Source organism: Sphingobacterium sp. GW821-FHT03E03 (genome assembly GCF_059420745.1).
Genome location: NZ_JBWKUH010000004.1, coordinates 127610 through 149400, shown reverse-complemented (window position 1 = coordinate 149400; position 21791 = coordinate 127610). Strand labels below are relative to the sequence as shown.

Genomic DNA, 21791 nt, shown 5'->3' with positions numbered 1-21791 from the left:
GTTCCTTCAATAAAAAAGGTTTTCCATTCGCATGGGAAACCTTTTTATCTTTTTACTGATCCGTACCCCTTATAGCAGGATTTTTCGGCTCACCGCCTTATCTATGGTAATATATCCAGGATAGAATACCGATTGGCCAGCAATATTGATCGAAGGTTTAATTTTTAACGTAAATATTCCCTTTTTATTCTCGTCGCTGGACATTAAAAAATTTTGCAGATCCGAATTCACCAAAAGATCATAAATATTGGTTGCAATACGTACATTGGCCACAGTAGATTCACCAGGTTCAATTTGCAAGGATTGATTGACAATTCCTTCGACAAGCTGCTGGCCACCATATAGAATGATATATTGAAACTTATTGATGGATGCTTTCTTTAGTGTTGGATTATCTATTTTAAGACGAATTACGGCATCCAAAGGAATATCCTTTCGTAAGTAGGCCAAAGCCAGACTCGGTGCCGCCCCGAGGTCAATCTGATTATTTTTAATCAGACGCTGCAGCGACGTCCCTGCCAATCGAATACTGTCCACTGATTCTACGTCAAACTTACATTTCGCCAAGTTCTCGATCTGTGCTTTTTGTCTATTTACTCCGCATCCGGAAATGAATAAGCCCAAAAAGACCAAACATCCAAATAAAATTTTCTTGCTCATAGCCGCTATTTTCCTCCAAATTTATACAAAACTCCCAGTGTAAACAATGGGTAACCAGCTTTTAAATATGTATTGCTTTTAAAACCGAAAACCATACCATTTGTGTATTGCAACTTCCACCCTTTTCCAAGCCCCATCCTGGTATAAAACACAGGCTCAATAAGCATATTATCTTCGTTCTCGACTGGAAGGCCATCTATCGCAAAGTTCTTCATACGCATATTGCTCAATCTAATGATTGTACCGTAGTCAATATCATGTCTATTACCAAACAATTTCAGAGCATCCTTCTTTTCCGATGAAAAATTCACCTGCACGAAAATCTTGTCAAAGTCCATGTCTTGTGTCTCCACAATTGCTTGCCCCATCGTTGACGATCTTTTATCAATTACACTTGTGGTCCCAAGTCCATACCCACCATATACTTCAAATACCCGATTATTTTTCTTACCAAAACGCGTATAGTAACCTATGCCCGCTTCCCCCATTTTCTGCGCGTAGTCCTTGGTATTGGATCCATTGTCTACATAGGATCCATTAGCAATCACAGCAACGTGATCCGTCACTGCCACACCCAAATTTGCTGATACATTTGCCTTTGTATTTATATTTCCGGAGACATAAACCTCACCAGCTTCTGTAAACATAGGTGCCGAAGGAACATTGGGCATATAGATCGAACTACAGGAATATAGAGAGCAGGCAAACAATCCAGCACACAGACCATATCCAAACTTGTTGTATTTCATAAATCGGTATTTATCTTAAAAACACATATCCTTTATAAAAATTGTACCAAAGCGGTTACATTTAACAGAAAATAACAATTTACCTCATAAATAAAGACCCGTTTTTTTCCCTTATGAGAGCATCCACGAGTTTTTCTAACCAGCAAACAACTCTGATCCAATCAGATGGAACATTCCTTGATTTCGGCCGAATCATTGAATCTGTTAAAAATAAAATTTGGCAACAAAAAGTGATATACACAAAAAAAGGCATCAATTGCTTGATGCCTTCTTCAAATATTGTTGCAAACCTTATGCTTGTTCTGTAGGAACTACAGATACATAAGATTTATTGTTAGCTTTTTTACGGAAAACTACTTTACCGTCTACCAGAGCGAACAATGTGTGGTCTTTACCAATACCAACATTTGTGTCAGGATTGTGTTGTGTACCGCGTTGGCGTACGATGATGTTACCAGCGATTGCTTGTTGACCACCGAAGATTTTGATACCTAAACGCTTGCTATGTGACTCACGGCCGTTCTTAGAACTACCCGCACCTTTTTTGTGTGCCATTTCTTTATCTTAATTTAAGACTAATGTCTGATTAAAAATTCAATTATAACGTAATACCAGTGATCTGGATTTTAGAAAATTGTTGACGGTGACCGTTTTTCTTTTTGTAGCCTTTACGACGTTTTTTCTTGAAAACGATAACTTTATCGCCTTTTAAATGAGACAAAATTTTAGCCGAAACTTTTGCACCAGCAACGCTAGGTGTACCAATGGTAAATTTACCACCGTCTTCTGCTAACAATACATTGTCAAATTCAATACTAGCGCCTTCATCTCCTTGTAAACGGTGTACAAAAAGGAACTGGTCTTTTGCAACCTTAAATTGCTGTCCTGCTATATTTACTATTGCGTACATTGTTAATTAATTAAATGTGTTATTAAATGAAGGGCAAAAGTAATTAGTTTTTATCACAATTCAAAGATAAATCTATCTTTTTCCCTTCATTCTTCATCAACCAGTGTGTCTCTCCATCGGAAATAACAGACTAGCAAGTATTAACCTCTTACCAAACTAAAATTCTTTTTTCCGGTGCAACGTACATTTTAGCTGTAGGCTGCACATTAAATGCCTTATAAAATGCTTCCATATTATAGACAGGGCCATTTACACGGAACTGTTCCGGGCTATGTGGATCAACTTTCAAACGCAAACGCATGCGCTCATCGCTGCTTTTCACCCGCCATACCTGTGCAAAACTCAAAAAGAAACGCTGATCACCTGTAAAACCGTCAATCTTCTCATTCCCCTGCCCTTGTTTAGTCAGTTTAAATGCATCATAAGCAATGTTCAATCCACCAATGTCAGCTAGATTCTCCCCAAGGGTTAATTCTCCATTGACATGTTGATTATCCAATAAGGTGAAGCTGCCGTACAATTTCGTTACTTGATTTGCACGTTCGGTAAACTGTTTGGCATCTACTGCTGTCCACCAATCATTCAAATTACCAGCCTTATCATACTGTCTGCCCTGATCATCAAAACCATGTGTCATCTCATGACCTATGACAGCACCAATAGCACCATAGTTGATCGCATCATCCGCATTGGCGTCAAAGAATGGAAATTGTAGGATTCCCGCTGGGAATACAATCTCATTGTAGGGTGGATTATAATAAGCGTTCACGGTCGGTGTTGTCATGAGCCACTCCTTCTTATCAACAGGCTTACTTATTTTACTGACCATCTCTTTATAAGCATGCTTAGCTGAAGACTGCAGATTCGCATAATACGTATCTTTTGCAACTTCTACATCACTATAATCCTTCCATTTTTCAGGATAACCGATTTTCTTGACAAAAGCTTCCAATTTCTCGATTGCCTTTTTCTTGGTTTCTGGTGTCATCCAGTCTAATTTCTCGATTCTTGTCTTGTAGACCTTTTGCAAATTATCGACCAATTCCATCATGCGTTGTTTTGCTTCAGGTTTGAAATAGTCATCCACATAGAGCTTACCAACAATCTCACCCAGGTTTTCGTCAGCAGAACTAACCATCAGCTTCCAACGTTCTTTTTGTTGCTTTTGTCCATTGAGCGTCTTGCCAAATAGTTCAAATTTTGCATCGCGAAACTCCTTGCTCAGCGCAGTCGCAGAAGCATTTGCCAAATCAGCTTTTAGTTTTGTTTTCCAAATATCTACAGGCTGTGATTTCAACAAATTATTTAATGCTAGATAGAACTTAGGTTGCTGTACCAAAATCGTATCAGTCTTCACCTCCAATCGCCCAAGAATATCTTTCCAATTCAAATTTGGGGTTTGTTTCTGGAAATCCTGAACGGCAAACTTATTGTAGTTTTTAATCGGATCCCGCAATTCAACAGGCGTTAAATGGGATTTTGCGATTTCCGTTTCCAGTTTTAGTACCTCTTCAGCAGATTTCTGGGCATTTGCTCCCTCACCGATCAATCCAAACAATTTAACCAAATAGGCCACATAAGCATCCCTAATCTTTTTGGCTTTATCATCCTGATCCAGATAGTAGCTTGCCTCTGGCAGATTCAAACCACCTTGAAAAAACTGAAGTGCATTTTTATTGCTGATCCGATCATCAGCAGCCACATAAAAACTGAAAAGATCACCATCGCCATCTTTGAATCCATCTGCAGCATAGGCGATTAGTTCATCGACAGTTTTCAATGCATTGATTTTCTGAATCGTTCCTTCTATCGGCTTGGCTCCAAGTTTATCAATGGTGACGGTATCCATACCGCTCGCATAGAAATCACCGGCTTTCTGCTGATCTGATCCCTTCTTACTGTTGGACTGAGCAGCATTTTCCAATACTGTTTTTAATTTCTGCAAATTTTCATCCGCTAGAATATAAAATGAACCCCAGCCCGTTTCGGAAGCCGGTATCTGGGTATTTTTCATCCATGCACCATTCGCATATTGGAAGAAGTTATCACCAGGATTGACTGTTGTGTCCATGCCAGAAACATCAAAAAAATTGGTTCTGACTTCTTGTGCACCCTCTTTGCTCTTATTGGATTGACATGACAGCATCATTAAGACGATCGAGAGCGTCCCCCATTTGACTTTTTGTATCATACTTTATTAGATTAAAGAATATAATTAAAGCTAAGCATATTTTGAAGCGCTTCAAAAATACAGCGTAATTATTTCAAAAGTTTTACTTCATACAGGTCTTTGCGTCGATCTTTTTTGACTTTTACGGTACCATATTCATGTAAATCACGCAATGCATAAAGATCCACATCTGCGATCAGCACCATTTCCGCATTAGGTGTTGCTTCGGCTTTGATTGCATTGTTTGGAAATGCAAAATCTGATGGTGTAAAGACGGCAGATTGTGAATATTGAATATCCATATTATTGACGCGTGGCAGGTTACCCACAGACCCTGCAATGGCCACATAACATTCGTTTTCGATGGCCCGGGCCTGTGCACAAGTTCTGACCCGAATATAGCCATTCTGTGTATCGGTCATAAAAGGTACAAATAGAATCTGCATCCCCTGATCGGCCAAAATGCGGCTCAATTCCGGAAATTCTACGTCATAACAGATTAACAGGCCGACTTTCCCACAGTCTGTATCGAATACCTTTACCTCACTCCCCCCAACCATGCCATAGTATTTAAATTCATTTGGTGTGATATGAATTTTCTTAAATTCATCCAGCTTACCATTTCGATGACAGAGGTAAGAAACATTATAGAGTTTCTTATTTTCCATCAGTGGCATAGATCCAGCAATAATATTCACGTTATAGGAAACCGCAAACTGCTGGATACGATCAATAATATCGGAAGTATGCTGCGCCAATCGTTCCATCGCCAAGCGTTCGGGAAGGTCATTGTAAGGGCTCATTAGTGGTGTGTTAAAAAACTCTGGAAACATGATAAAATCCGTTCCATAATCACTAACGGTATCCACAAAGAATTCGATCTGGTCGTAGAAAGCTTCAATATTATCAAATAAGCGCATCTGCCACTGCACCAGTCCCAGACGGATGGTCTGTTTTGTTGTCGAGATCGAACGAGTCTCCGATTCATAATAAATATTATTCCATTCCAGCAAGGTCGCAAATTCCATCGACTCAGCATCCTCTGGCAAATAATGTTTTAGGATCTTTTTAACATGAAAATCGTTGGAAAGTTGAAATGTCAAAGTCGGATCATATATTTCCTTGCGTTTTACCTTCTCAATATAAACCCTTGGACTCATTTTTTCCGCATAATTATGGTAGTTTGGAATCCGGCCACCAGCGACAATACATTTTAAGTTCATCTGCTCGCACAGTTCCTTACGTGCATCATATAGGCGCCGCCCCAGTCGCAATGCACGATGTTCCGGGTGGACAAATACCTCAATACCATACAACGTATCTCCGTCGTTGCTATGTTTGCTGAATTTACCGTCATCAATAATATCATAATAACTATCGTAGATGTTATTCTTTTTAGAATTGAGGATAATGGACAGCGCACAGGCAACCACATGCCCATCGATCTCCACACACAATTGTCCCTCGGGAAATATTTCGATCAGATCCAGAATATTTTCCTTTGACCAGGTCTCCCCCACACCATCATAAGCTTGCTCCATTGATTCCTTCAAACCAACATAATCCTTCTTTGTCAAGTTACGCACTTGAATATCCATATAAATCTCCTTTTGAAATAAGTTTTTCTAAAAATAGCAAAAGTCGGGCCCAAGCCCAAACCTCCGGGTAGTCCGGTATCCACAAATGGAGACAAAAAAAGGCGCCAATTGTTTTATTGGCGCCTTAATTATCGATAGATTATGCTATTGACTATGCTTGACCTTGAGGAGTTCCGAAAGGAAATGCTACTGTTGGATCACCACCTTGTTGCGGTTGTTCAGCAACACCCATATCCATTTTAATTGGACCGTTCAATGCTTCGAAACGATTTACGTTATCAACCAATGCACCTAACAAGCGTTTTGCGTGCTCTGGAGTCAAAACGATTCTTGATTTCACTTTTGCTTTTGGCACTCCTGGCATCACACGGATAAAGTCAACCACAAATTCTGTATTAGAGTGAGTGATAATCGCAAGATTTGAGTAGATTCCTTCTGCTACTTCTTCTGTCAACTCGATGCTCAATTCGTTTTGATTTTGGTTATTTTCCATAATAATTCTAAATGTAAGTTAATATAATCCTAAATTTTATTTTGTAAATGTTCTAAAGTCCTGTCCATCCTCGATATTCAACAATGTTTGATAGATCAAACGGATCACATTGTCTACGTCTTCTTTATGTACCATCTCAACCGTTGTATGCATATAACGCAAAGGCAAAGAAATCAACGCTGAAGGCACCCCACCATTGCTGTAAGCAAAAGCATCGGTATCTGTCCCCGTATAACGTGAACATGCCTGACGTTGGAATGGGATATTGTTTTCCTCAGCAACTTTAACCAACAGTTTATTCAAATTCACCTGAACCGCTGGAGCATAAGACAATACCGGACCTTTTCCAGAGAATAAATCTCCCTGTGTGATCTTGTTGATCATCGGCGTTTGGGTATCATGTGTCACGTCTGTAACAATGGCAACATTCGGCTTTATGCGGTCTGCAATCATTTCAGCACCACGCAATCCAATCTCTTCCTGCACCGAATTTACGATATATAATCCAAATGGCAATTTCTTTTTATTCTCTTTTAGCAGGCGCACAACCTCGGCAATCATAAAGCCACCAGCACGATTGTCTAAGGCCCGTCCAATATAGTAACGATCATTTAAGATTGAAAAAGTGTCTTCATAGGTAATCACACAACCCACATGTACACCTAAGGCTTCCACCTCTTCTTTGGAACTGCATCCACAATCCAAAAAGATATTTTTTAGGGAAGGATTTTCTTCTTTCTCACCCGAACGTGTATGAATGGCAGGCCAGCCAAATACCGCTTTAACGATTCCTTTTTCTGTATGAATGTTCACCCGCTTGGAAGGCGCAATCTGATGATCAGAACCACCATTACGTACCACGTAGATCAATCCATCTTTTGTAATGTAATTAACAAACCAGGAGATTTCATCTGCGTGCGCTTCGATCACTACTTTATAGCTCGCTTTTGGGTTGATAACACCAACTGCTGTACCATAGTTATCCACGAATGTTTCGTCCACATAAGGCTTCAGATAATCCAGCCATAAACGTTGACCTTCCCATTCAAAACCTGTGGGAGAAGCGTTGTTTATATATTTTTCAAAAAATGAAAGCGAATCTTTTGTCACGACCCCAGTCGTTTTCTGTTCTTTTTTCTTATTCTTTTCAGCCATCTTTTCCTTTTCTATTTACTTTCGTCAAAATATGAAAATTTCAATGAAATGCAAAAGTAAAAATGTTTTTTGGAATATTCCTTTTACATTTAACTTTGATTTTATTGAAAAATAAGATTAAACCTTATCTTTACCATGGTAATTTAAATAGACATAAAATATATGAATTCAATACTAAGTGCTATACATTGGAATATAGATCCCGAGATGTTCAACCTTGGCGCATTTGCCCTACGTTACTACGCCTTATGCTGGCTCCTCGCTTTTTTTGTTTCCTATGTTATTATGTTGCGTATTTTTAAAAAAGAGGGCCGCACGCAAGAACAACTGGATCAACTTTCCATCTATATCTTCCTCGGCACGCTGATTGGCGCACGACTTGGTCATTGTCTGTTCTACGATTTTGATTATTATAAAGACCATATTCTGGAAATTTTCCTACCTTTCAAATGGGATAAAAACGGTTTCCAAGTCACAGGTTTCGCCGGATTGGCTTCTCATGGGGGGGCTATCGGTATCCTCACAGCACTTTACCTCTTCTGCCGCAAAACAAAAACAGACTTTTTATGGTTGGCAGACCGATTGGTTGTGGTTGTTCCTATTGCTGGTGCGCTGATCCGTATCGGAAATTTTTTCAATTCCGAGATGGTCGGTACCCCTACGGATTTACCTTGGGCAATAATTTTTGACCGTCATGACAATATCCCTCGCCATCCGGGTCAGCTCTATGAAGCCATCGCCTATATTATCATCTTTATTATTATCGGCTCCTTATTCAAGTCAAACCCGAATCGTCAAAAAGGAAAATTATTCGGCATTTTTATGGTCTTGCTATTTGGTGCACGGATGGTATTGGAACATTTTAAAATTGATCAGGAAGATTTTGAACAAAGCATGTTGCTTAATATGGGCCAACTCTTGAGTATACCTTTTATTTTGGTTGGTCTCTATTTTATCTTTCGCAAACCAAAAGCGTAAAACAAACAGCGATCAAGTATTGTTCACAAAATACAAATTTAACAAGGCATCTTTTCTGCGAAAGATGCCTTTTTTTCATCATGCCCTAGCAGTTCAGGTTCCCTTACACTTTCGGGCCGCGATATTCCTTCGACAATGATGGCAGGCTCCTCCGACCCTCAGTCGAGGCGTCCTCACTATAAATCCATAATGAATCCGACATGAGTCCGTGGTGAGTCCGAGTTTAACACGGATTCAGGCTGCTGTCACCTTACTGACAAACTACTCGCACCTGCTCTCAGATACGAATCAGCCATGAATCAGGCTCGAATAAGAACAGAACAGTTGTTATATCCGGCATTAAACACGGACTCTATTTATATAAAACATATGAATATATACCATAAATAAATTATTGAATTTAAAACACCTACTTTCAATTTTCTATTAGATCTGTTCAATGCTTTATATAGCTGTTATGAATCACCTAGCTCAATAATAATTACTGCATCCATATTAATTAGCAAAATTAGCGCGTTGTATAGCTAAAGCCTACAAAGATTACTATATTTAGGCTTCTTTTATTATCAAACATTTTTACAACAAGAAAACTTAAGCCTAAAATGAGTCTAGAAAAGTGTGCATCTGTCGAAGCGAACGAAAACATGCTTCAATACAATGGTAAATATGGTGAATATGGTGGGTCTTTTATTCCACCTGTTTTGGAAAGTCAGTTAAACAAGTTAGCTGAATTTTTCGATAGCCATGTACAGAAAGAAGAATTCCAAAAAGAATTTATTTCCATCCTTAAATATTATGTTGGACGTCCGTCTCCATTGTATTTCGCAAAAAATTTAAGTGACTATGTAGGTTCAAAAATCTACTTAAAACGAGAAGACCTGAACCACACAGGTTCACATAAAATCAATAATTGTATTGGTCAGATTTTATTGGCCAAGCAGATGGGTGCTACTGAGATCATTGCGGAAACTGGTGCAGGGCAACATGGTGTTGCAACAGCCACGGCGGCCGCATTGCTCAATATCCCGTGTAAGGTATTTATGGGTGAAATTGATGCTGCCCGCCAGGCATTAAATGTAAAACGTATGGAGCTTCTGGGCGCTGAAGTCGTCACGACAAATCTTGGAAGCCGCACATTGAAGGATGCTGTTGATGCAGCCTTGATGTACTATGTCGAAAACCCAACTTCTTATTACCTTTTGGGTTCGCACGTCGGCCCCCATCCTTATCCAAAAATGGTTGGCTATTTTCAGAGCGTTATCGGGAAAGAAGCCAGACAACAGATCCTTGAACAAGAAGGACGTCTTCCAGATAGTATCTTTGCATGTGTAGGCGGTGGATCAAATGCCATTGGATTATTTTCAGGCTTCCTAGAAGACCAGGAAGTTGAAATCAACGGTGGCGAAGGTGGTGGTTCGGGAACATATCCGAAAACGGCTGCGACCCTGTCATTCGGTAAACCAACCGTCTTTCAAGGCACTTATTCCTACTGCCTGGTCGACGATGAAGGCAATCCAATTCCTTCGACCTCGGTGTCTGCAGGACTGGACTATCCGGGTATATCACCCCAACATGCAGCTTTAAAGGACAGCAATAGAGCAAACTATTACCCAGTAACAGATGATGAAGCCATCGCAGCTTATAAACTGCTTTCAAAATTAGAGGGAATTATTCCGGCAATCGAATCATCACATGCTGTTGCATTAGCAGTTAAGCTGCTAAAAGATAAAAATAAACTTGCTATCGTCAATTTATCCGGACGTGGCGACAAGGATGTGGATCGTGAATTTTAACAACTGACCATTTCAAATAGCAATACAAAGTCCCTTATACAGGGACTTTGTATCTTAATTAATATGAATTAGGCACTTGCCAAATACACAAAACAACGATATTAAATATAGACCTTATGAAGCGAAGTAAAAGTCGTAGCAGCTGGCTAAAAGTTGGTATTGCCGTATTCCTCCTATCCATTTTGGCGTTGACGGTCTACAACCGCTATCCAGAATCCCGTTTATCAAAAAATGTTGTCATTGACACGCTTGTGGTGTATAAATCCAAAAGGACCTTATTGGCTTATGCACACGGAAAATTACTCAAATCCTACCGTATTTCACTCGGTGGAAAGCCCGTAGGTGCAAAAGAAATTGAAGGTGACCTAAAAACTCCAGAGGGATTATATTATATCAACGATAAGAATCAACACAGTGGGTACCATAAAAACTTAGGGGTCTCCTATCCCAATGAGAAGGATATCGCCCATGCTAAAACTCTAGGTAAAACTGCTGGTGGTGATATCAAAATTCATGGACTGCGAAACGGAATGGGCTTCATTGGTAAACTACAACGTTGTGTAGACTGGACCTTCGGTTGTATGGCATTGACCAACACGGAAATTGATGAACTCTACCGCGCTGTTCCCATAGGCACCCCTATTGAGATTAATCCATAGTGTCACTGCTATACACCTTAGTGATCAAGACATACGGCATCTCAATCATTCCGTTTTACCGCACCAAAACTCTACAACATAAGTCCCAAATCTTACAACAGAATGTCCGATTAATTTGCGATTTTTGGGTTTAGATTTGTAACTTGTATTAAAAAAAATCGAATGAAACTCGCAATAAAGAATATGGTATGCAATAGATGCATCATGGTTGTCGAAAACGAATTGGCCAAGCTTAATCTTCACATTAAACATATTTCTTTAGGACAGGTCGAAATAGAAGAAACGTTGAACAGAGAACAATCTGCACAATTGGCCGAGAGCTTCTCTGCCCTTGGCTTTGAATTGATCGACGACAAGAGAACAGTACTTATTGAACAGGTCAAGCATTTGGTGCTGGATCTAATCCGCAACCAAAATAATAACACCAATCTCAATTTATCAGAAATAATAAGTAATCAAATTTATCACGATTACAACTATATTTCGAATCTATTTTCGGATGTGGAAGGCATGACAATTGAGAAATATTTCATCAGCCAAAAAATCGAATATGTCAAGGAATTATTGGTCTACGACGAATTGACTTTAAGCGAGATCGCCTATCAACTGAATTACTCCAGTGTCGCCTATTTGAGCAATCAATTCAAAAAAGTAACTGGGCTGACTCCAAGTCATTTTAAGCATATCAAGGAGAATAAAAGGAAACCGTTGGATAAGATTCAAGATGCTGGATAACTATCCTGCATGCATGCGCTGAATTGATCAGATCATGATTTGGCACCTAAAGATAAAAAAGAAAAGGCTTCCGAGCGGAAGCCTTTCTTTTAAAATTGCCCTTTCAAATTAGCAACCCTTATTTTAAATATCTCTAGTTCTTTTTGCTGTTGATTGATAAAGGAGTTTTCTGTCAATTTCCCAACCACTATATCGCGTTCTTCATCATTGGCATACACCATATTCTTGAACGGATTTTTGTAATCTTTAGCGCGGGATTTATAGATCTGCTCGCCTATCCAGATTCGGTGTCCCAAAGCCTGATCCAACAAAGATACAATTTTATCTCTGGATATTTCCATACCTTCCAAAGTCAGAATTTCAATCAGTGACAATAAGGCATGCTTTCGTTTATCCAATGGATAGTCCTTGCTACGCTCGTGATAAAACTCATGAATATCGTCCCAGGAGTCTATCTTTTTGGACTTGATATCATCCAGAAAAATCTGCAATGCAGTACTTTCGATAAGCTGTCCACCGATATTTTCCCAGTTTGTCCGTTGTTCACCGGCAAGGCTCGCAATGATATCATCTAGTGATCGTCCTTCCTCCAACGCATCCATCAAGTGCAAAACACCATAATACTTGATAAATGAACGATAAAGATGATAGGCCTCACCAACTTTTTGAATCACTGTAGGTCGGCGTGAATTCTCCGCTCCGGATAAAACAATCGTCTTATCTTTTAGATCAATATTGTTGGCAAGCAAGGCTCGCCCTGCCACAATGCGTTCCTCCCTTGTCTTATCCTCTTCCTGTTGAAGGCTTTCCGATACTGCAAAGGCAAGTGTTTCCATTCCGGCAAACATCTCATTGACGGTATCAGGAGCCAACATAGCGTACTCAAAATATTGATTTTTAAAATGTCTATTGTCCCGAGCTTCATACTTATTGGCATTACGCACTAAGGCGTACATATTATACATAAACCAATACCCTGGGATAAGTACAAGCCGATCGTGCTGTACATCGTTGCTTACCAACGTAAAAGGCAGTTGGATATCCAGCTCGTGTAAAAAGTCACCCTTTACAATCAAACAGTAAGAGGCAAATCTCGAGTTGTGTTTGAGGCTTACACATAAGCCCGGCCAGAAACCACGTCCTGCGATAATCTCACCATCAGCTGCCCTAGAATTGTGGTTTGACCCGACAGTAGCCCCAGCCGCCATATTACTTTGTCCCATCACCAATGCGGCACATAGGAATGAATTATTATGGTGTTGTTCATGTGCCGGAAAAATTAGGGAATTGAGCACTTCACAACAGGATATCGTCGAATTATCACCCAGATAAGAATTGATCAACCGTGCGCCATATTTCAGTTGCGAATAAGAGGCCAAAATAAAACGTACCGCTTTGACTCCATAGAATATACGGCAACCGTAGCCAATAATACCATTAACCAGCTCACAGCCCTCACCAATTTGGGTATAGGATTCCTGTGATGAGTTAACAGTTACATTCTTCAGCTTATTCACCCCTTTGATGTAGGCATCGGTACCAATCTTCACATTTTTGATCGTGAACGTATTTTTGATAACGCAGCGATCACCGATCTGACTATAATATCCCCGTTGTGTACCGATTTTTTGGTCGGTCAGCTCTTCAAAACGATGTTGTAGCTCCCGATCATGGCGATTTCGTGTCCACAGATAGACATCTGCCGCCTGCATCCCATCAAAAGGATACACCGAGCGTGCACCGTTTTCGTTGCAGAGCTCCAATTGAATACGTTTACCCGATTCTTCACCATCACGTAGAATTCCATTTCCAAATTTAGCGGTGCTACCGGTCTCCATCTCCTTGATTTGACTCAACAGCACTTCATTACCCACAATAAAATAGGATAAATAACCGATATGATGTACAGCCACATCATCGCCAAAATCAGAACTGATAATGGTCGAATGATATAAACCGATGGGAAGTTGCAGGTTACGGTATTCCAAATAGCTGGGGTTGAGATTTCCGATGCGCACCAAACCATAGAATTTACAACCTTGGATTTGCTTGGGATCGAAAACTGCTGACACCTTTACCCTGGACCAGTCGCTCGACCAATTGCCATTGGCGATCAGCTCCTGAACCTCATTTGCTGTAAGGTCACGGTAATCATTGCGTGGATTCTGCTGAAAACGCAGGGTGTACTCATCCTGCCCTTCCCGGAGAAATTCATTTGGGATAAAATCATATCCCAAATGCTCCAAAGGTCTTTTCTTTAACACACTCATACGCCTCCCTATTCTACTGTGACAGATTTGGCGAGATTACGAGGTTTGTCAACATCTAATCCTAACTCCACACCAATATAATAAGACAATAACTGCAAAGGAACAACAGAGATTAAAGGAGCAATAATCTCATCTGCCTCTGGAATTTCCATAAAGTCATCCGACAGCTCTTCGGAAACGGCGTCACCTCTTGTGACTACAGAAATAATTTTCCCTTTCCTTGCTTTTATCTCCTGGATGTTGGAGACAATCTTTTCATGATAGGCATCCTTCGTTGCGACGAATACAACAGGTAGATTCTCATCGACCAAAGCAATAGGGCCATGTTTCATCTCTGCTGCAGGATAACCTTCGGCATGAATATAAGAGATCTCTTTGAGCTTTAGCGCACCTTCCAGGGCAACCGGGAAGTTATACCCTCTACCAAGAAATAAGAAATCCCTTGCGTCTTTATATTTTTTTGCAATTTGTTGGATCTTTTCGATCTGCGTATCCAGTATCCACTCAACCTTTTCAGGAACTGCATGCAATTCCTCCGATAGTTTCAGAAAACGTTCTTCCGAAATCGTTCCTTTTAAGGCTGCAATTTTTAATGCGATCAGATTTAGGACAGTTAGCTGTGCGGTAAAAGCTTTGGTACTTGCCACACCGATTTCAGGTCCAGCATGTGTATAAGCTCCTGCATCAGAAAGACGGGCGATTGAAGATCCAACGACATTGACGACACCAAGAATGATGGCCCCCTGCTTTTTCGCATTTTCCAGCGCCACCAACGTGTCCGCAGTCTCACCGCTTTGTGAAATAGCCAAAATTACATCTCCAGGATGGATCACAGGATTCCGGTAACGGAACTCCGAAGCATACTCCACCTCAACATTAATGCGGCATAATTCCTCAATGACATATTCGGCAATCAAGCCAGCATGCCAACTCGTACCACAGGCAACAATGACAATACGATTGGTGCTGCTGATTTCATTCGCATACTTCTCAATTCCACTCAGAATAATTTGCTTCGCTTGCAGATCCAGACGCCCACGCATCGAATCGTAGATGGTATGGGGCTGTTCGAAGATCTCCTTTAGCATAAAGTGATCGTAACCACCTTTTTCAATAGCCGATAACTCCAGATCCAATTTTTGGATGTACGGTGTAATCCGTTCATTTCCCAAATTCTTGAGGATTAGTTCATCGGGCGTGATAATCGCAAGTTCATAATCATTGATGTAAACAACTTCTTTGGTATAAGCTAACATCGGCGAAGCATCTGAACCCAAGAAATGTTCATTTTTACCTATTCCAATTACCAGAGGACTTCCCTTTCTTGCCGCAATAATCCGATCTGGATGACCAGCCTCCAATACAAGGATCACATACGCACCGACAACCCTTTTTAAGGCAATACGGATCGCCTCCTCCAGGGAGCATTCATTTTGTAACTGGATTTCTTCGATAAAGTTAACGAGCACTTCAGTATCCGTATCACTTTTGAATTGGTAGCCTTTGCTAATTAATTCTGCTTTTAGGGAAGCATAGTTTTCGATGATACCATTATGGATCATTGCAATGCGTCCACTATTTGAATAATGCGGATGGGCATTGCGGTCAGAAGGTTCACCATGGGTGGCCCAACGCGTATGCCCTATTCCTGTTGTTGATTGGAGATCCTGACCGTAAACGAATTCTTCTAGATTCACTACTTTGCCGGTCTTTTTGTAAACATCAACCTGTCCACCTTTGTGCAGTGCCACTCCCGCACTGTCATATCCACGGTATTCTAATTTTTTCAATCCATCAATGACGATACCATACGCCTGACGGTAACCTGTGTATCCTACAATTCCACACATGCTTGTCTCAATTTTAAGTATATATATTTTGTTAATGCGGCCGCAATGTAATAAAAAATATTTACGCAATCGATTGATTAACCTAAAATTAACACAAAAAAAAGGAGGCCAATGACTTAGCCTCCTTTCCTTTGTAAAATTGATTTATGTTTAATGTTCTGCTACATCAACATGATCATAATCCTCTACAATCAATGCCTCATAGTCAGTTTTCTTCTTTTTACCAAAGCGGTCAAAGATCGAATATACGACCGGCACGACAACTAGGGTCAAGAATAGGGACGACAATAGACCACCAATGATAACGATTGCCAGACCTCTGTTCATATCGGCACCATCACCTGTAGCAATGGCAATTGGAATCATACCGAATACCATGGCAATTGTCGTCATCAAGATCGGACGAAGACGGGCATGGTTAGCAGCAACCAGTGCATCGTGTGTACTATCGCCAGCTTCTTTTCGATGGTTCGCAAAATCGACTAGCATGATCGCGTTCTTGGCCACCAAACCAATCAGCATGATAATACCCAAGATGGTAAAGATGTTCAACGTCTGATTACCCAATGCTAGGAACAATAAGGCACCGATAAAGGATAATGGAATGGAGAACAATACCACAAAAGGTGTGATAAAGCTATCATATAGCGCCACCATCACAAGGTATACCAAGATAATTGAGGCCAATAATGCAATTCCCAATGTACCGAAACCTTCTGACTGATTTTCCATGTTACCACCCCAAATGAAGACGATTCCAGGTTTGCGTGGAAGCTTCTCAAATTGAGCCTGCCATTCCTGTGCTACAGTACCCATTGGTCTACCGATTGCCTGACCTTGGATAGATACCGCTGGCGATTTATCACGACGCTCCAATAAGGTAGGTCCTGAACCATAAGAAACTGTTGCAAATTGTTCCAATGAAATCGAAGCTCCCTTGCTATTGATAAATTTCAGGTCACGCACGTTATCTATACTGGCACGACCACTTTCTGTATAGCGAATATTGATATCATATTCATTATCACCCGCTCTATATTTATTGTCCGTATTTCCAGAAAATGCGGTCTGCATCGTCATACCGACTGTGGATACGTTCAACCCCAAAGATGTCATCTTATCGCGGTCAATTTTCACATTGATCTCCGGGTTACCAGCTTCGGAAGTTAACTTCACTCCTGCTGCTCCTGGGATCTTACGCAATTGATCTGCCGCTTTCTCCGCAAATTCTTGTGCATCTTCCACCGAAGAACCAATGATGGTCAATTTCAACGGTGCCTGTTCTGCCCCCATGATACCAACATTCACGGTTTTAATCTTGGCACCGATCAGCTTGTTTTCCAATTCACGTTTTAAAGTCGCAGAATACACCTGAGAATTACCTTCAAAATTCTCCTTATCCAGAATAACGTGGATTTCAGATTTATAACGTGAACCTGTTGTGGAAGCCATACCATCCGAAGACTGTCCTACAGTGGTGATGATTTCTTTCACATCTGGCTTAGATTTGATATAAGCTTCGGCCTTTTGCGTCAATAAGTTGGTTTTCTCCAAAGAAGCATCTTTGTCCAATTCCAATTGGATAAAAAATTCCTTCCGGTCTATTCCTGGGAAGAAGTCCGAACCGATATAACCTTTGACCACAAGCATAAAAGAAGCGACCAATAAGCCTACTGCTAGTCCGAGTGTTGCCAATTTATTCATCCGGCTTTTTAGTGCCCAGACCAACAATCCGGATACCCAATGTGTAAATGCATTCAGACCACTTTCAAATCCATGAATGATACGTCCAAAGAAGGAAGTTTTGCTCAAATGTTCTAGTTTTCCGAAACGGGAATATAACCAGGGAACAACGGTAAACGAAACCAACAGGGACAACAAAGTAGAGATAATTACAGTCACACAGAATTGTGCCAGGACGTTTGCCACCAAACCGGTAGACATTGCGATCGGCAGGAACACGACTACGATAACCAAGGTAATCGCTGTTACAGTGAAACCGATCTCGGACGCTCCATCAAATGCTGCACGTACTTTATTTTTCCCCATCTCCATGTGACGGTGAATATTCTCGATAACAACGATCGCATCATCCACCAGAATACCTACAACCAGTGATAGTCCCAATAAAGACATCAGGTTTAGGGTATAGCCCATCAGCAACAAACCAATAAATGTCGCGATCAGTGATAACGGAATCGCAACCATAGTAATCGCAGCATTACGCAAACTCTGCAAGAAGAACAACATGATAAAACCAACCAGGGCAATCGCAATCATCAAGTCATGGATTACGTTGTTGGCAGCATTCAATGTAAAATCAGAAGAGTCATTTGCGACAAGAATCTTGATCTTGTTGCTCGCATAATCTTTTTCCACCTGTCCAATTGTCTTTTTAACACCTTCCGATACGGCTACTGCATTGGCATCCGATTGCTTAAAGACCTGTAACAAGATAGTGTTCTGACGATCCAAACGGGCCACCTTCTCAATTTCCTTAATTCCATCCTGCACATCGGCAACATCGCGTAAATAGATCTGTACACCTGCTGGTGTTGTAATCGGTAGATTACGCAATTCTTCAATCGAAGTTACTTTACCTGCCAAACGAATTGTTGTTCTGTTGTCACGTGTACTTACGTTACCTGTAGGAAAATCAAGGTTTGAAGAGGCAACAGTCTGTTGTACCTGAGCGATTGTTAAGCCATAGCCCTCGATTTTCTTAGGGTCTACAGAAATCTGAATTTCACGCTCCTCACCCCCGATCATATCCACTTTGGCTACCCCATTGATCCGCGCGAAAACTGGCTGAATCTTATTGTCCAATAAGTCATACAATTCTTTTTCGGATAGGTTTGATGTTACCGCCAGACTCATGATAGCAGCATCATCTAACGAAAATTTGGATAAGGATGGTGTTTTTACATCATCCGGCAGATCGTTGACAACGGCATTGATCTTCCGTTGTGCATCGGTCAGCAAAAAGTTGACATCCGCACCGTTATTTAAGGTAATCATCACAATGGATACACCTTCGAGGGACGTCGACTCTACCTTTTTGATACTCTCCAAAGAGGAAATGGCATCCTCGATTTTTTTGGTCACCGAGCTTTCCACCTCCGCGGGCGATGCCCCCGGATAGACAGTCTGCACCGTGATTACATTCATCTCAAATTTAGGGACTAACTCGTACCCCAACTGAGTATAGGAAAACAACCCACCTACTGTCAGTATTATAAATAATACGATAATTATACTGGGACGTTTTATCGATATTTCGGTAATTTTCATTAGAATTATTTGTTTTTAATGGTCATGAAACCACGACTTCATTTGCTACTGTTTTTCAGTATACATTATTTAATAATTTCAACAGGGCTCTGATCAAATAAATTGATCTGACCCGACACAATCACTTGATCGCCATTTTGTAGGCCACTCAAGATTTCAATGTGATCGCCAAAATTTCTTCCGGATTTCACATTGGTTTCGATTGCTTTACCATTTTTAAGCACGAATATTTTATTATCACTCACACTACCCACAAATGCATTACGAGGTACGATCAACGTATTACCGGCAACCCCTTCCCCAAACATTGCTGTACCATACATACCGGCACGCAATTGGTTTGATGAGTTGTTCACTTCGATTTCTACCGGGAAATTCAAACTTCCATCAGATTTAGGAGCAATAAATGTCACCTTACCTGTGAATCTTTGGTCTGCATACACACTTGCTGATACATCAACAGACTGACCAACTCGTAACGTAGCAACATTTTTCTCATCGACATTCACACGTAATTTTAAGGTACCAACATTTACGATATCAAAAGCCGCTGTTCCAGGACTTACATAAGCGCCTGGTTCAATTTTACGTGAATTGACTACTCCAGCCACAGATGTTTTGATTGTCACATCCCCAGCATTCAGTTTAGCTGAACGTAGGCTATTTTTGGCACTTTCCAATTTCAACTTTACTTCATCTACTTTTTGTTGTGTGACTCCGCCTGTTAAAAAAGCATTCTCATGACGTTTCATATCGGCCAAAGCATTATCATAAGATGCCTGCGCGTTTGCGACATTCACATTTAGCTTATCACCTTCTATAATAGCCAATGTCTGACCAACACTCACATGTGCACCCTCGTCTACTAATACACGGACAACACGTCCTGCAGTTTCTGCACCGACCGTCACTTCCTGTTTAGGTTCGAACGTTCCGTTAGCGGTGTAACGTAAGTCCATTGAGCTTACTTTCGCAGTGTCAATACGGACCGCGATAGCCGCATTTGTCTTAGCAACTTCTGCTGTTTCGGCTTCATTTTTCTTTTTATTTTTGTTCAGCACAAAAAATATACCTGCCAACCCGGCAGCAATAATCAATAAGGTAATAATTCCGCGTTTCATATAGTTGTAGTCAATTATTCTTTAATTAATGATTTCAGTTCACCATTTGCCTTTATAATCTGTACTTCGGCAACCTTATAATTCAATAAGCTGGTATTTAAATTGTTTTCAGCATCTGCCAAGGCTTTCTCAGCATCCAATAGCTCCGTCAATGTTGCGAGTCCGTTGTTAAAATTATTTTGCGTATCACTCAAGACATCCTTCGCTAATACTACATTGCGACGGTTATTATCAATATTCAATAAGCTGATCTTAACCTGCGATCTTGCATTCTCTTTTGCCAAATTCAGGCCAAGCTTTGTATCTTCCAAATCTACCTCGGCCTGTCTGATCTGAATATCTGCCTGATTGATTTTCGCTTTAGTAGTTCCACCTGTGAAAATTGGAACAGAAAGGTTTAAACCAATGCTCGAGGTTTTTGGCCAGTTAAAATTGCCACCGATCGGAAACCCTTTACCAAAACCATTGAATCCAAAATCAGCACCTAAAGATAGCTTCGGGTAAAGATCTGCAACTTTAGATTTTTTATTGAGTTGATACAATTCAATTTGCTTTTTAGCCAGCTGCACCTCTGTGCGATTTTCAACATTGGCAGTTTCCGCAGTTAGTGCTGGATTCAGTTCGAATGTTTCTTTCGACAGCTCAATATCCTCTTCAATTGGCTTACCGATTGCGAATTTCAAGGCATTCTCTTTAATCTGAACTGAATTTAATGATTGTTGCCGTTGTGCTTCCAGATTATTGACATTAACAACCAGCCGATCCAGATCAATTCGCTTGGCCAATCCTGCATTGACCATTCCCTCAGTTACATTCTTTGTTTTTGTTGTACTTTCAAGATTATTCTCGATTGTCTGTAGTTTCAGATGCTCCTGATAAATTTCATAATACGCATTTGCCACTTTTTCGATGACCTGCTCATCCGTCAGCTGTGCATTGATTTGGTAAAACTCTTTCGTTGTCTTTGCTGCTTTTAAACCGGTAAATAGCGATTGATTAAACAGTTGTTGATTCAGTGAGACCATCGCCGTCGAATTCCAGGCTTGGCCCATTTTAGCAGTAATAATCTGATCTCCAAATTCTATTGCCATTTCCGGAATTAACACATTGTGTTTCAGGGAACCGTTTGCGGTAATCTGAGGCAATGCACTACCTCTCACCTCATCAATCTGGTATTGTGAGTTTTCGAGATCCAATTTAGCTTTTTTAGCTTCCTTTTTATTCTGCAAAGCAAATTTGATCGCATCACTTAGGCTTAATTGCTGCTGTGCATGACTTTGGAAAACCATCGTACCTAATAAAAGGCTGGCTAGTATTCTGATTGTTTTCATTCCTAATTTATTTGTCCTAATTTTATAT

Annotated in this window: 17 protein-coding genes; 4 read left to right on the top strand and 13 right to left on the bottom strand. The window is 40.5% G+C overall.

The features are described 5' to 3' along the window. Positions 1–69: 69 nt before the first annotated feature. The 8 genes from AC07UV_RS07065 to AC07UV_RS07030 form a co-directional block, all read right to left on the bottom strand. The gene (locus AC07UV_RS07065; RefSeq protein ID WP_120258085.1) at positions 70–660 is read right to left on the bottom strand and encodes a hypothetical protein; all 591 of its coding nucleotides are present in this window, start codon (positions 658–660) and stop codon (positions 70–72) included. 5 nt (positions 661–665) lie between these two features. Beyond that, complete coding sequence (locus tag AC07UV_RS07060; RefSeq protein WP_282255100.1) at positions 666–1409, bottom strand: hypothetical protein; 744 nt, start codon at positions 1407–1409, stop codon at positions 666–668. A 291-nt stretch (positions 1410–1700) separates the two neighbouring features. Then, positions 1701–1964 (bottom strand): 50S ribosomal protein L27, encoded by a 264-nt coding sequence (gene rpmA / locus AC07UV_RS07055; protein ID WP_046672918.1) that lies wholly within the window; start codon positions 1962–1964, stop codon positions 1701–1703. Between the two features lie 43 nt (positions 1965–2007). Beyond that, entirely contained in the window at positions 2008–2319 is a 312-nt protein-coding gene (gene rplU, locus AC07UV_RS07050; protein ID WP_028068281.1) for a 50S ribosomal protein L21, read from the bottom strand. Between the two features lie 148 nt (positions 2320–2467). Further along, positions 2468–4510 carry a M13 family metallopeptidase gene (locus AC07UV_RS07045; protein WP_495183170.1) on the bottom strand — a complete coding sequence of 681 codons (2043 nt, stop codon included), beginning with the start codon at positions 4508–4510 and terminating at the stop codon, positions 2468–2470. 68 nt (positions 4511–4578) lie between these two features. Further along, positions 4579–6087 (bottom strand): carbon-nitrogen hydrolase family protein, encoded by a 1509-nt coding sequence (locus tag AC07UV_RS07040; protein ID WP_495183169.1) that lies wholly within the window; start codon positions 6085–6087, stop codon positions 4579–4581. Positions 6088–6238: 151 nt separating this feature from the next. Continuing rightward, entirely contained in the window at positions 6239–6580 is a 342-nt protein-coding gene (locus AC07UV_RS07035; protein WP_120258089.1) for a DUF3467 domain-containing protein, read from the bottom strand. 36 nt (positions 6581–6616) lie between these two features. Beyond that, complete coding sequence (locus tag AC07UV_RS07030) at positions 6617–7735, bottom strand: M42 family metallopeptidase (protein ID WP_495183168.1); 1119 nt, start codon at positions 7733–7735, stop codon at positions 6617–6619. Positions 7736–7897: 162 nt separating this feature from the next. Between AC07UV_RS07030 and lgt the strand changes: the two genes are divergently transcribed. The 4 genes from lgt (at position 7898) to AC07UV_RS07010 (ending at position 11900) form a co-directional block, all read left to right on the top strand. Then, positions 7898–8713, top strand: a complete 816-nt coding sequence (gene lgt, locus AC07UV_RS07025; protein ID WP_120258091.1) for a prolipoprotein diacylglyceryl transferase — start codon at positions 7898–7900, stop codon at positions 8711–8713. Between the two features lie 602 nt (positions 8714–9315). After that, the gene (gene trpB, locus AC07UV_RS07020; RefSeq protein ID WP_282255105.1) at positions 9316–10506 is read left to right on the top strand and encodes a tryptophan synthase subunit beta; all 1191 of its coding nucleotides are present in this window, start codon (positions 9316–9318) and stop codon (positions 10504–10506) included. A 116-nt stretch (positions 10507–10622) separates the two neighbouring features. After that, entirely contained in the window at positions 10623–11165 is a 543-nt protein-coding gene (locus tag AC07UV_RS07015; RefSeq protein WP_495183167.1) for a L,D-transpeptidase family protein, read from the top strand. 162 nt (positions 11166–11327) lie between these two features. Next, entirely contained in the window at positions 11328–11900 is a 573-nt protein-coding gene (locus AC07UV_RS07010; protein WP_120258092.1) for a helix-turn-helix domain-containing protein, read from the top strand. An 89-nt stretch (positions 11901–11989) separates the two neighbouring features. On the opposite strand, the gene AC07UV_RS07005 is transcribed toward AC07UV_RS07010, so the two are convergent. The 5 genes from AC07UV_RS07005 to AC07UV_RS06985 all read right to left on the bottom strand — a co-directional run bounded on the left by AC07UV_RS07005 (position 11990) and on the right by AC07UV_RS06985 (position 21763). Next, positions 11990–14170: a DUF4954 family protein gene (locus AC07UV_RS07005; RefSeq protein ID WP_495183166.1), complete on the bottom strand. Its 2181-nt coding sequence runs from the start codon at positions 14168–14170 to the stop codon at positions 11990–11992. Positions 14171–14178: 8 nt separating this feature from the next. Next, positions 14179–16020: a glutamine--fructose-6-phosphate transaminase (isomerizing) gene (gene glmS, locus AC07UV_RS07000; RefSeq protein WP_495183165.1), complete on the bottom strand. Its 1842-nt coding sequence runs from the start codon at positions 16018–16020 to the stop codon at positions 14179–14181. A 150-nt stretch (positions 16021–16170) separates the two neighbouring features. After that, on the bottom strand, positions 16171–19311 hold the full coding sequence (locus tag AC07UV_RS06995) for an efflux RND transporter permease subunit (protein ID WP_495183164.1): 3141 nt from the start codon (positions 19309–19311) through the stop codon (positions 16171–16173). Between the two features lie 65 nt (positions 19312–19376). Then, the gene (locus tag AC07UV_RS06990) at positions 19377–20432 is read right to left on the bottom strand and encodes an efflux RND transporter periplasmic adaptor subunit (RefSeq protein ID WP_495183163.1); all 1056 of its coding nucleotides are present in this window, start codon (positions 20430–20432) and stop codon (positions 19377–19379) included. Between the two features lie 14 nt (positions 20433–20446). Further along, a complete protein-coding gene (locus AC07UV_RS06985; RefSeq protein ID WP_495183162.1) occupies positions 20447–21763 on the bottom strand; it encodes a TolC family protein in 1317 nt (438 codons plus the stop codon). Positions 21764–21791 lie beyond the last annotated feature (28 nt).

Bases quoted from the DNA above. Each gene is read 5' to 3' on its own strand.
- AC07UV_RS06985 (WP_495183162.1), bottom strand. From the start codon at position 21,763: ATGAAAACAATCAGAATACTAGCCAGCCTTTTATTAGGTACGATGGTT.
- AC07UV_RS07045 (WP_495183170.1), bottom strand. From the start codon at position 4,510: ATGATACAAAAAGTCAAATGGGGGACGCTCTCGATCGTCTTAATGATG.
- AC07UV_RS07015 (WP_495183167.1), top strand. From the start codon at position 10,623: ATGAAGCGAAGTAAAAGTCGTAGCAGCTGGCTAAAAGTTGGTATTGCC.
- AC07UV_RS07035 (WP_120258089.1), bottom strand. From the start codon at position 6,580: ATGGAAAATAACCAAAATCAAAACGAATTGAGCATCGAGTTGACAGAA.
- AC07UV_RS07040 (WP_495183169.1), bottom strand. From the start codon at position 6,087: ATGGATATTCAAGTGCGTAACTTGACAAAGAAGGATTATGTTGGTTTG.
- AC07UV_RS07060 (WP_282255100.1), bottom strand. From the start codon at position 1,409: ATGAAATACAACAAGTTTGGATATGGTCTGTGTGCTGGATTGTTTGCC.
- AC07UV_RS07005 (WP_495183166.1), bottom strand. From the start codon at position 14,170: ATGAGTGTGTTAAAGAAAAGACCTTTGGAGCATTTGGGATATGATTTT.
- AC07UV_RS07010 (WP_120258092.1), top strand. From the start codon at position 11,328: ATGAAACTCGCAATAAAGAATATGGTATGCAATAGATGCATCATGGTT.
- AC07UV_RS06995 (WP_495183164.1), bottom strand. From the start codon at position 19,311: ATGAAAATTACCGAAATATCGATAAAACGTCCCAGTATAATTATCGTA.
- lgt (WP_120258091.1), top strand. From the start codon at position 7,898: ATGAATTCAATACTAAGTGCTATACATTGGAATATAGATCCCGAGATG.
- rplU (WP_028068281.1), bottom strand. From the start codon at position 2,319: ATGTACGCAATAGTAAATATAGCAGGACAGCAATTTAAGGTTGCAAAA.
- glmS (WP_495183165.1), bottom strand. From the start codon at position 16,020: ATGTGTGGAATTGTAGGATACACAGGTTACCGTCAGGCGTATGGTATC.
- AC07UV_RS07065 (WP_120258085.1), bottom strand. From the start codon at position 660: ATGAGCAAGAAAATTTTATTTGGATGTTTGGTCTTTTTGGGCTTATTC.
- AC07UV_RS07030 (WP_495183168.1), bottom strand. From the start codon at position 7,735: ATGGCTGAAAAGAATAAGAAAAAAGAACAGAAAACGACTGGGGTCGTG.
- AC07UV_RS06990 (WP_495183163.1), bottom strand. From the start codon at position 20,432: ATGAAACGCGGAATTATTACCTTATTGATTATTGCTGCCGGGTTGGCA.
- trpB (WP_282255105.1), top strand. From the start codon at position 9,316: ATGAGTCTAGAAAAGTGTGCATCTGTCGAAGCGAACGAAAACATGCTT.
- rpmA (WP_046672918.1), bottom strand. From the start codon at position 1,964: ATGGCACACAAAAAAGGTGCGGGTAGTTCTAAGAACGGCCGTGAGTCA.